Annotated in this window: 10 protein-coding genes; 9 read left to right on the top strand and 1 reads right to left on the bottom strand. The window is 42.7% G+C overall.

All coding sequences use genetic code 11. The features are described from left to right. The first annotated feature begins 93 nt into the window (after positions 1-93). Positions 94-1725, top strand: a complete 1632-nt coding sequence (locus tag CRENPOLYSF2_RS05835) for a phosphoethanolamine transferase (protein ID WP_087143012.1) — start codon at positions 94-96, stop codon at positions 1723-1725. Positions 1726-1735: 10 nt separating this feature from the next. Continuing rightward, positions 1736-2452 carry a phosphatase PAP2 family protein gene (locus CRENPOLYSF2_RS05830; RefSeq protein WP_087143011.1) on the top strand — a complete coding sequence of 239 codons (717 nt, stop codon included), beginning with the start codon at positions 1736-1738 and terminating at the stop codon, positions 2450-2452. Positions 2453-2496: 44 nt separating this feature from the next. Here the strand turns inward: CRENPOLYSF2_RS05830 and CRENPOLYSF2_RS05825 are convergent, their stop codons facing one another. Next, positions 2497-3162: a discoidin domain-containing protein gene (locus CRENPOLYSF2_RS05825; protein ID WP_087143010.1), complete on the bottom strand. Its 666-nt coding sequence runs from the start codon at positions 3160-3162 to the stop codon at positions 2497-2499. Positions 3163-3439: 277 nt separating this feature from the next. Between CRENPOLYSF2_RS05825 and CRENPOLYSF2_RS19345 the strand changes: the two genes are divergently transcribed. The 7 genes from CRENPOLYSF2_RS19345 (at position 3440) to miaB (ending at position 11831) form a co-directional block, all read left to right on the top strand. Continuing rightward, positions 3440-3562, top strand: a complete 123-nt coding sequence (locus CRENPOLYSF2_RS19345) for a hypothetical protein (RefSeq protein ID WP_272867692.1) — start codon at positions 3440-3442, stop codon at positions 3560-3562. Positions 3563-3676: 114 nt separating this feature from the next. Further along, complete coding sequence (locus CRENPOLYSF2_RS05820) at positions 3677-4774, top strand: AI-2E family transporter (RefSeq protein WP_087143009.1); 1098 nt, start codon at positions 3677-3679, stop codon at positions 4772-4774. Positions 4775-5622: 848 nt separating this feature from the next. Then, positions 5623-7635 (top strand): acyltransferase family protein, encoded by a 2013-nt coding sequence (locus CRENPOLYSF2_RS05815; RefSeq protein ID WP_176371048.1) that lies wholly within the window; start codon positions 5623-5625, stop codon positions 7633-7635. Positions 7636-7719: 84 nt separating this feature from the next. Continuing rightward, on the top strand, positions 7720-8598 hold the full coding sequence (locus tag CRENPOLYSF2_RS05810; RefSeq protein ID WP_217884073.1) for an alpha/beta hydrolase: 879 nt from the start codon (positions 7720-7722) through the stop codon (positions 8596-8598). A 28-nt stretch (positions 8599-8626) separates the two neighbouring features. After that, positions 8627-9289: an HAD family hydrolase gene (locus CRENPOLYSF2_RS05805; protein WP_087143006.1), complete on the top strand. Its 663-nt coding sequence runs from the start codon at positions 8627-8629 to the stop codon at positions 9287-9289. A 19-nt stretch (positions 9290-9308) separates the two neighbouring features. Next, a complete protein-coding gene (locus CRENPOLYSF2_RS05800; protein WP_336469718.1) occupies positions 9309-10304 on the top strand; it encodes a beta-ribofuranosylaminobenzene 5'-phosphate synthase family protein in 996 nt (331 codons plus the stop codon). 171 nt (positions 10305-10475) lie between these two features. Beyond that, positions 10476-11831, top strand: a complete 1356-nt coding sequence (gene miaB / locus CRENPOLYSF2_RS05795) for a tRNA (N6-isopentenyl adenosine(37)-C2)-methylthiotransferase MiaB (protein ID WP_087143004.1) — start codon at positions 10476-10478, stop codon at positions 11829-11831.

The following is an 11831-nucleotide window of genomic DNA, read 5'->3' as shown; positions in this document are numbered from 1 at the left end:
TCTCACAATACCCCCTAAAACGCCTTGGTATAGTGCTGCAACAGTACTCAGGCTCAACAAAGCCTTGCTTTTCTTAGCACCCATCTGTCTATTATGCTGCCCGAAAAATGGCTAAGACCAAGCTTAACCCTTACCCAGCTGCTGATTGCCGCTGCCTTATTTTTAGCGCTATTCGATAATCAAGCCTTTTTTCAAGCCGTCTTTAAAGTGGCTGACCAATCGTCATTAACCGGGATCGGTTTTAAATGTGCGTTGGTCATTGCACTCATCGCCTTGTTTACCGCACTGCTGTCTGTGTTTGCCAATAAATACCTGTTTAAACCCGTCGTCGTTGTCATTCTGATCGTCGCCTCAGTTATCAGCTTTTTTATGGATTCTTACAAAGTTATTGTCGATACGTCGATGATACAAAATATGTTTGAAACCGATACCAAGGAAACATTAGAACTAATCAGTATTAAGCTGCTGGTGCATCTTGTATTTTGGGGATTATTGCCGGCATTATTGGTATATCGCACTAACATTTTATATCGGCCTTTTTTAAAAGAACTATCAAGCCGACTTATTGTTTTTATACTGGCGGTTGCCGTACTCGCTGGCGCAGTTTTTAGCAACTATAAAGAACTGTCTTTTGTTGACAGAAATAATAAACATTTACGCTATTTAATTAACCCTAACCATGCCGTTTATGCGCTAATTAAATACCTGAAGCGTTCTGCACACCCCAAAATAATCAATGTTGAGGCGCTAGGACTAGATGCCAAACAAACGGCAAGCTGGCAAACACGCGGTAAAAAATCTGTGCTGATATTAGTGGTTGGAGAAACTGCACGCGCACAAAATTTTTCGCTGAACGGTTACAGCCAGCTAACCAATCCTGAATTGAGCAAAGAAAACATCATCAACTATCCAAATACTACCTCGTGCGGCACGGCAACGGCAGCATCAGTACCGTGCATGTTTTCACAGTTTAATCGACAAGATTACGATGAAGCCAAAGCCGAAAAATCCGAGAATTTGTTGGATGTTCTCAAACACGCGGGTATCAGCGTGTTTTGGCGCGACAATAACTCCGGTTGCAAAGGGGTATGCAATAGAATCCCAACGGAAGCGATGGAAAGCTTAAAAATCCCTGATGTGTGCAACAGCGAAGAGTGTTACGACGAGGTGTTATTACATGGCTTACAGGCGATGATCGACAAACTACCTAATGACAGCGTAATTGTAATGCATCAAAAAGGCAGTCATGGCCCTGCGTATTACAAACGCTATCCAGCCAAATTTAAGCTATTTGCCCCAGAATGCGCAACTAACCAAGTACAAGACTGCCCACAACAACAGATTGTTAACGCCTACGACAATACCATTGCCTATACCGATCACTTCTTAAGCCAAGTCATTCATTTTTTGCAACACAACAGCGTTAATTACCATACCGCCATGCTGTATATGTCTGATCACGGCGAATCTTTGGGCGAAAACGGTATTTATCTGCACGGCTTACCTTATATGCTAGCCCCAGATGAACAGAAGCATATCCCTTTTATACTGTGGTTATCGGATGGCTATGCTGCCAAATTTGGCATTAATACCGCGTGTTTAAAACAAAACAGTACTGAGCAGTATTCGCATGACAATCTGTTCCATTCTGTTTTGGGTTTACTGGCGATTAATACCCACACCTACAATAAAAATTATGATATTTTTTACCGCTGTCGGAAATAAAGGCTAACGCGTGCCTCATAAAACATTGGATGTTGAAAACTTTATTAAATACCATATTAGCCTACCGCTACTGGCTTGGTTAATACTGCTAATCTGTTTTCACTTTACTGAAATTGATGTGTGGCTTACCACGCATTTTTATGACCACAACTTACAAAAATGGCCATACCGAGATCATTGGTTACTGCAAGATATTATCCATAAAAAAGGCCGTAACCTGATATATGCTGCCGGCACTGTGATGCTGGTGTGTTTATTAATATCCTGCACAAGCGCATCTAAATTGGCAGCACACCGAAAAGCGTTAGCATTTCTGGTGATCTCAGGTGTGGCAGGGCCTTTAGTGATTACCTATTTAAAAAGCCGTACCCACATTTATTGTCCCTGGGATCTAAGCTTGTATAACGGTAACAAACCGCATATACATTTATTTGACAGCATCAGTGCCACACTGGGGGTTGGCCATTGCTTTCCTGCAGGCCATTCCAGTCTAGGCTATACCTTAGTTAATTTGTATTTTTTCTGCTTGATAGTTAAACCCGCGTACAAATTTTACGGTTTAGCGATTGGTCTGCTAACAGGCAGTATTTTTGCTGCTGCCCAAGAAATACGCGGCGCACACTTTTTAAGTCATGATTTATTTACATTGGCTATTTGCTGGTTTTCTACAACACTTATATTTTTCATTTTTTTTAGAAAGCACTTACACCAACCAAAACCGTGTTAACAGTAAAAAATTAAACACTGACGTAAACTCACACTTTAAAAAATTTACGCGTTATAAAAACGCGACATACCACGCAACATAAACAATCCTAAAAGAGACAATCCCAGTAACGATGTCAAACTGGGTTCTGGTATTGGAATCCCCGAATTTGATGGCGGTACTAAACTGCCAATATCAGGCATGACAGGACCCTCTTGAAATTTTACTTCGCTAAGACCTGTATAGTTATCGCCAAAATTAGACAACACTGAAAACTTAACAAATTTAGCTGTGCGGTTAAAAGACCTAAATTGCGCCTCAATCGAATTAATACCCACCGCTTGCGTTAGCGATGCCGTGGTAATTGCATTAAACACCACATTATCCAAGGATGTCGAAATGTTAAAATTTTGCACACCACTCGCCGTACCGCCCGCACTTGGATTGTACTGCCAAATATAAGCACCACTCAGATTATATACCGCCCCTAAATTAAAGGTCAGGGTAGATTTTATGTCTTTTTCTTTGGACAACCACATGTGTCCTTCGCTAGTATCGTGATACAACTTATCGCTTAAACCTGAATCGTCGATTAGATTGTTGACATCGTATATGTCAAAAATACTGGATGCCCAAACACCGGTCGGCGTTATTACCGAGGCACTAACGCTTGTAAAACCCAATGTTACCCAACCGACCATAATCAGCGTTGTTAATCGCTTATATTTCATATGCGCCTCTTATCCACCTTAAAATCATTCTCTATAATTTATTTAACAGGGTAATATTGCGCAATTACAATGCGCTGACTATTAACAAACTTTTTTAATAGCTCGGATACGCGATACAAGCAAAAAAAATGCAAAAAATGCTTTTAGCAATACCACATTTTAGCAGCAGTAACGCCGCCATCACCACGCCGTGCTTAAGTCAAAAATGTTTCAATATTGTAAACTCATTGCCTATAAAATAGCCAATAAATCCTAAATAAAGAATTTAAATATACAAATGCACACCAAAAATCATAAAAATAACGACACCACAACAATCAACATCGGCATTATACTCAGCGCCCATTTTACACAAGTCACAGAAAAGCTCAGGCAACAGGCGCGTTACTGGAATAGCTAAAACATTAACCTTATTAAACTATTCTTATGCAGTTGCCCCAAAATCGTTTTTAATGACTCGATAACTCTGTCGACAAATACTTCAAACCTATTACTATAATTACAACAAGAAGTGATGACTATGCAAACCCAATCCGTCAATCTACGATTTTTTTTAGCACGTCTTAATCGGTTTTTGCCAAACACTCAGGCTGTGTCGTTAGCTATAATCTTAATTGTCAGTTTTTTATTGATTTACTCGCTAGCCGACTTATTAATGCCCGCGTTTACATCAATCGTATTAGCGTACTTATTGGAAGGTATTGTCGGCAAACTGGAAGATTTAAAATTACCGCGCTTAGCTGCCGTGTATCTGGTTTTCTCTTGCTTTATGGCGTGTTTTGGCATTTTATTACTGGCTTTAATGCCGATTGCTTCAGAGCAAGCGGTAGAATTGGTACAGCACATACCGGCAATCATCTCCAGCCTACGCGATGAAGTCATGCGTTTACCAGAAACCTATCCACAATTTATTTCAGAACACAAAATGCAGGATATCCTGTTTACCATCCAAAATGAATTGCTCGCTTATGGACACAATATGCTGTCTTTTTCGGCGGCTTCTGTGCTTGGCTTAGTCAGCGCGTTAGTGTATTTATTTTTAGTACCCATGATGGTATTTTTCTTTTTAAAAGATAAACAGCTACTCATCAACTGGTTTTTACAGTTCTTGCCAGAAGAGCGTAATTTATCGGTACGCGTATGGGAAGAAATCGACATGCAAATTGGTAATTATATTCGGGGGAAATTTGCCGAAGTGCTCATTATGTGGTTCATCAGCTATGTTACTTACAAGACAATGGGCTTAAATTATGCGCTATTGCTCTCTGTACTCATGGGTTTGCAAGTGATTATCCCCTACATTGGTGCAACGTTGGTGACCTTTCCAGTGCTGGGCGTAGCCTATTTTCAATGGGGTTTAGACGGCGATCAATTTCTGTATATTTTGATTGCTTATTCAATTATTCAAGCCTTAGACGGGGTTATTTTAGTACCGGTATTATTTTCTGAGGCGGTTAATTTACACGCGGTTGCTATTATCATCGCCATTTTATTTTTTGGTGGTTTATGGGGTTTTTGGGGGGTGTTTTTGGCAATTCCATTGGCTACGGTAGTTAAAGCGGTGTTAACTGCTTGGCCGCAAGACACTGAGAAAGAAACTTACGCTTCTTAACTAAGAATAAAATATATATTAATCAGTTACTTAATTATTTTTGTTACGTATAAAATGTAAAACCACTGCCCCAATTTTTTAAAGAGCAATTCTAAAAATAAAATTGCACTGCCGGTATTTTAATCCGGATGAATCGTGCTGTACCGGTGTATAGAATTTACTATACAACTATCATATTTTAGACCATGCTACTTTAAAAGTATTACAACTGCACAAGTGTATAAAATTTACTATACAACTGCTAATATTTTAGACTATACTGTCATTAAAGCATTACGATACACAGCGTTTTCAACTTAGTACAGTTACAGCCACCGTTCGTGCTGAGCTTGTCGAAGTGTACCGTTCATGCTTCGACAAGCTCAGCACGAACGGTTACGCTGTAACTATTGAACTGTAAAACGCTGTACACTATCACTAAACTTCTTTACTTTACCTTATCTTAGCCAGAAAAACTACTTCAACCCAAGGTTGTCATAAAAATTTACATGTTACGCAAAAAAATATTGCAGTTTCATTAAAAAACACCTCATTCCCCAGTATTTTATACGCTATAAAAGACAAGGCAGACATAATTTAGATTTGAGCCATTGATTTTATTATTCTAGTTACAATGGCCTGACTAAAAAACTAAAAATATTTAACAAAGCTTAATCTTAATGTAATTATTCAGTGGCATTATTACAAAGAGGCCGCTAAATATTTACAATATGGACAAATCCACACCATGCAGTAAAAGTCGCACCTACAGTTGTTCAACTGAGTTCATGCGCGTCCTCAAATAGTTAAAAATTCATTTATGGCAAATCATGACGCTCTTGTTTTAAGAGAGCGATCTGGAGAAATTCGTGTTATCTAAAAAGCAGTCACTTTATCGACCTGATATTGATGGGTTGCGAGCCATTGCGGTACTTGCAGTGTTATTCTTTCATGCAGGTGTTCCAGGCTTTGAAGGGGGATTCATAGGCGTTGATATGTTTTTTGTTATATCAGGCTATTTGATCACTGGGATCATTTTACGAGAATACCAAGAAAAAACATTTCGTTTTAAAGACTTTTACTTGCGGCGAGTTAGACGCATATTACCGGCTTTAATTGTAGTAATGTTTGTAACCTTGGCTTTGGCCTCGTGGGTTCTAACGGCACTTGACTTTAAAATGTTGGCTAAAAATATCCTCGCTACCGTTTTAATGATACCCAATATCAGCATCTGGCAAACGTCGGGAGATTATTTTTCCTCTTCAATTGATAGCAATCCTGTTTTACACTTATGGTCACTGGGCGTTGAAGAGCAATTTTATTTATTATTTCCACTGCTGTTATATCTGTTATTACGGTACGCCCGATCAGAATGGCGCTTGCTATTATTAATCGGTGTTTTATTAATAGCGATTGCCTGCGCCGTGTGGTCGATTGTTTTTAGACCCACCTTTGCTTTTTACTGGTTACCACCACGCGCATGGGAGTTACTGTGCGGCGCTTTACTGGCTACCTATCATATGCGTAAGATTCTTTATTGTAATAATAAAATACTTATGTCATTTACAGGTTTGCTGATGGTATTTTTAGCTATTGTCAGTGCGCGAAACAATGGTATTTACTCAGATTTTGGTCATCAAGTATTGGCAGTAGTTGGCATGACCTTGCTGATTAACGGTAATGCAGGAGGCAATGGTACTTGGGTGACTCGGTTTCTTGCCTGGCGACCTCTGGTTGGAATTGGCCGTATCTCCTACTCATTGTATTTATGGCATTGGCCGTTGTTTAGCCTGTATGCCTATCGATTACATCCTAGAGCCACTTCTCATTATGAAATCACTTTATTATTAGCACTGACGTTTATATTGGCTTATGCAAGCTGGCGCTATGTAGAAACACCGTTTCGTCAGCACGCACGTTGGAAAACACAATCCGTTGCCAAGCTGGCTTTTGCTATGCAAGCAGTATTGGGCGTATGCGCACTGGGTGTTTTGTATAACAATGGCTTTCCGCAGCGTTTTAGCCTTTTAAGTGGCGCTTATGCGGCAGGTGCTAGCGATAAAAATGTTTCACAAAAAGAATGTCATGTTGATCCTTATGCCACCGATTATCATTTTCCAGAAATTAATAACTGCTTCATAGGCTCACAAAAAGCCAATGCAACTAGCTTCCTTGTTTGGGGCGATAGCCATGCCAATGCGATGACACCTGTTTTTAATGTTTTAGGACAAGAATATGGCTTAAAAGGTGTGCATACCAGTCTTTTTGGCCATGCTGCGTTATGGGGCGTTACATCTAATGACAATACCGCCTCACAAAATTGGATGTTTTTTAATCAACAGCAACTAAAAACAGTGGTTAACCTAGGTATTCATCATGTTTTTTTGGTGGGTAGATGGCCTAGCTATGTTTTTTCCGCCACTAAATTTGAAGGCTCTCTGGGTAGAAATGGTATTCCGAGTCGCTTGATCAAAGGACAAAAAACCGGAATACAAGCCTTCCGTTCAGGGCTAGAGGACACCGTAACTCAGCTACAAAAAATAGGCGTTAAAGTTTGGCTTGTACTGCCCGTGCCGGAAATGGACAGAATAGTGCCGCGCTGGCTGGCACTGCATGCAACAAAGGAAACCGATGTTTGGTTAAATAACCCCTACCCTGAGCGCGCTGCGGCTATCCTAGATGTGTTTAAAGACTTACAAACAACTTACGGGGTAGCATTATTAGATCCTCACTCTCAGCTGTGTCGTTTAGATGGGCAATGTCGTGTTGCTTATCAAGGCAAATCAGTGTATTACGATGATGATCATCTGTCCGCCAGTGGTTCGTTATTGCTTGGTAATATGTTACGCCCAGCATTTACAGCGATGAAACAAATACCGTGACACAGTGTGCAGAGGCATTTACAATTCTTAGCCGCTTTAATCATTGGGTCGCTATCTGAATTTAACCCGTTCATGAGATGAAAATTGCACTTTACGTTAACTCTGCGCCAATTTTCTTACAGCCTTGTGGTTACAGTATTGCTGCTAGCCATTTTAAGTTTTGCTGCTGGCGAGCTATTAAGTCGCCCTGTTAGAAAGTCGGCAGGTCGCGTCCCACAGGATATAAAAATACAGACTGTCATCTTACAAACGCTAGCCAATCAATCAGTGTCGGGCTGGTTTATTCAAGGCAGACAAGGCCAGGGCGCGGTTTTGCTATTGCACGGCGTGCGTGGTCATCGGCTTGACATGTTAGAACGCGCAAGGTTTTTAAATAAAGCGGGCTATTCAGTAATGTTAATTGATCTACCCGCACACGGCGAAAGTACCGGAAACAGAATATCATTTGGCTTTCACGAAGCAAAAGGCGTTACTGCTGCCTTGCGTTACTTAACGCAACAATTGCCAGATGAAAAAATTGCGATTATCGGTGTTTCGCTAGGTGCTGCATCAGTTGTGTTTGCCAGTATGCCTGCCCCACCGAGTGCCGTTGTACTGGAATCCTTGTTTCCTAGCATTACTGAAGCGCTTATTGATCGTTTGAACTTGCATATGGGTGTGTTGGGGACGTATTTTGCGCCGCTGTTATTATGGCAATTGCCTTATAAAATAGGCGTTTCAGCAAAGCAATTACGTCCAATTGCCGCTATTTCAGCAATCCACGCACCAGTATTAATTGCTTCTGGTTCAAAAGATCAACATACAACACGGGCTGAAACTTCGCGCCTATTTCAAGCGGCTAATGCACCGAAAGAACTCTGGATTATTAAAGGCGCTGGCCATGAAGATTTACACACATTTGACCGTCAGATTTATGAAACCAGAATTTTAATATTCCTGGCAAAATACATGCAACCCCATTAAATTTGTCTAATACGCACCCTTATAAATCATGCCTAAACTAAGCGATTTCGCCGCCGTCATTTTCGACATGGACGGCTTGGTGCTAGATACCGAAAGTATTTGCCGTCACGCCTGGAAAATGGCCGCTAGCACAATGGGTTATGACTTTACCGATGTATTTTGCGAGTCTTTGTCCGGTTTGTCCAGCGAAAATGGCCTGGCTAAAATCGTAAGCACTTTCGGCACAGCTTTTAACACCCGTGAATTCAATGCACTGAGCGAACAGCATTGGTACGACTGGGTTAACGCCCACGGCATTGCCGTCAAAACCGGCTTTGCGCCCTTAATGGCCAGTATTACCACACTTAATATACCGTATTGCCTTGCCACCAATACGCGAGAAAAAGATGCCCGTACCTGTTTGACTTATGCGGGTTTATCAGAGACGTTTCCCGTTATTTTAAGCCGTGACGATGTGCAACACGGCAAACCCGCGCCGGATATTTTTTTGGCTGCGGCTGAACGCTTGCGCGTTAATATAGTCGATTGCCTGGTGCTGGAAGATTCTTATACCGGCGTAATGGCGGCAGACAAGGCCGGTGCTTACGTGGTCGGTGTGCCGTCAGTGTGGCCTATGGATGAACGGATGCGTTTGCACAGCACAGTAATCGTCAATGATTTGACTGAGTTACTGGAAAGCTTCAACGCTTAGGCTACAATCAGAGTATAATTTGCCAACTTCAGCTGCAAAATCCGCGATTAAATTGACAGACCATCCCACCACAGTTTCAGTTCTAGCCCCCGCCAGATTGCACATGGGCTTTGTAGATTTAAGCGGTTCCCTTGGCCGGCATTTCGGCAGTATCGGTGTCGCCTTAAATGAGCACGGCACGCGCTTATCGGTGCGTAAAGCGGCACAACGCAGCGTTACCGGCGCAGCAGCGCAACGTGCGGAGCTGTGTTTAACGCAACTTTGCCAGGCGCTAAAGGTATCCGATCAACTCGCCATCACTATCGAAAGCGCCATTCCTGAGCATGTCGGCCTGGGTTCTGGCACACAAATGGCAATGGCGATTGGCAGTGCGCTAAATGCTTTTTATGCTTTAGGCTTAAGCGTGCGCGAGATTGCCGCCGTGATGGATCGTGGCTTGCGCTCAGGAATAGGCATCGGCGTGTTTGAGCAAGGCGGCCTGATTGTTGATGGTGGACGCGGCGTTAACACCATCACACCCCCTGTTTTAGTTCATCTTCATATCCCTAAAAATTGGCGTTTTATCCTGGTGTTTGACAGCCGTGGCCAAGGCTTGCACGGCCAGCAAGAAATCCAGGCCTTTAAGAGCTTACCGGCTTTTCCTCAGCAAGAGGCGGCGCGGTTATGCTATTTATTATTAATGCAAGCTTTACCAGCGGTAGCGGAAAATAATATCCATCAATTTGGTGATGTCATCACCCAGTTACAACGCTCGGTGGGTGAACATTTTGCGCCCGTGCAAGGTGGCGTGTTTGCCAGTGGCAAAGTGGCTAAAGTCATGCACTGGTTAGCGCAACAAGGCGCAGTGGCAATAGGGCAGACTTCGTGGGGGCCGACCGGATTTTGTGCAGTTGACAATGCTGATTTTGCCGAAAAATTAGTTAACGAGGCTCGTGAGCGTTTTGCAAATTACGATAAATTAAGTTTTAGTATTGCCAGCGCGCGTAATAGCGGGGGTGATATTCAAATTGTTTAATAGGGTAATGGCAGGGCATAGATTCGATAATACCTTGTAAAACGACAAGTATTTGTTTATTATTTTTGCAGGTCGTCAGTTTACTGATTAATCGCTTGTCCGGTAGTGTAGCTCAATGATGCAGGGAATCTGGGCTCAGTAATTTTTTGGATGTTTTACTTTTAAGAGAATATGGCACAAAAACTTTATATTCAAACCAACGGTTGTCAGATGAACGAGTACGATTCTGACAAAATGCGGGATGTACTCAACGCGTCGCATGGTTTTGAATTGACTGAAGACCCAAAACTGGCCGATGTTTTACTGTTAAACACTTGTTCCATACGTGAAAAGGCGCAAGAGAAAGTCTTTTCTGCGCTGGGTAAATGGCGCAAAATTAAGGACAAACGCCCCGATGTTATTATCGGTGTCGGTGGCTGTGTTGCCAGCCAGGAAGGTGCGGCCATTCAAAAACGTGCGCCGTATGTGGATATGGTGTTTGGCCCACAAACCTTGCACCGGCTGCCAGAGTTGCTCGATCAAGTCCGCAACAAACACAAGCCTGTTGTTGATATTTCCTTTCCCGAAATCGAAAAGTTTGATAACTTGCCCGCTCCGCGTGCCGAAGGCGTTAAGGCTTTTGTCTCGGTCATGGAAGGCTGTAGCAAATACTGTTCGTTCTGCGTTGTGCCTTACACACGCGGCGAAGAAATCAGCCGTCCGTTAAATGACGTGATCCGCGAAATTACCGCGCTGGCCAAACAAGGCGTGCGCGAAGTTAATTTGCTGGGGCAAAACGTCAATGCGTTTCGTGGCCTGATGGACGACGGCGATATCGCCGATTTTGCCTTGTTGCTGCACTATGTCGCCGCCGTTGATGGCATAGAGCGCATCCGCTTTACCACCTCGCATCCGCTAGAATTCACCGACAGCCTGATTGAGGCGTTTGCCGAAATTCCCAAATTGGTCAACCATTTGCATTTGCCGGTACAAAGCGGCAGTGATGCCATTTTAACCGCCATGAAACGCGGCCACAAAGCTGCCGATTACAAGGAAACCATCCGCAAATTACGCTTGGTGCGACCTGATATTTGCTTATCTTCCGATTTTATTATTGGCTTCCCTGGCGAAACCGATGCCGAGTTTGAAGAAACTATGGCGTTTATTGATGAGATTGGTTTTGATTTGTCATTTAGCTTTATTTACAGCCCACGGCCTGGCACACCGGCAGCAGAATTGCCGGATGAAGTGCCCGCAGACGTTAAAAAACAGCGTTTAGAGCGTTTTCAGGCGCGTATTAACGAAATGACAGCGGCGATTTCCACCGCCATGATCAATAGCGTACAGACCGTGCTGGTTGAAGGGCAATCAAAAAAGAACCCGTTGCAAATGCAAGGCCGTACCGAAAATAACCGTGTGGTGAATTTTATTGCCCATCCACGCCTTGCAGGTCAGTTTGTCGATGTGCTGATTACTGAATCCTTACCGAATTCATTGCGGGGGCGCTTAATTGAAGCGTCTGTTGATAAAATTTTGGCGGTTGGTTGA

Source organism: Crenothrix polyspora (assembly GCF_900163755.1).
Taxonomy (GTDB): domain Bacteria; phylum Pseudomonadota; class Gammaproteobacteria; order Methylococcales; family Methylomonadaceae; genus Crenothrix; species Crenothrix polyspora.
This window is presented reverse-complemented; position numbering and strand designations above follow the sequence as displayed.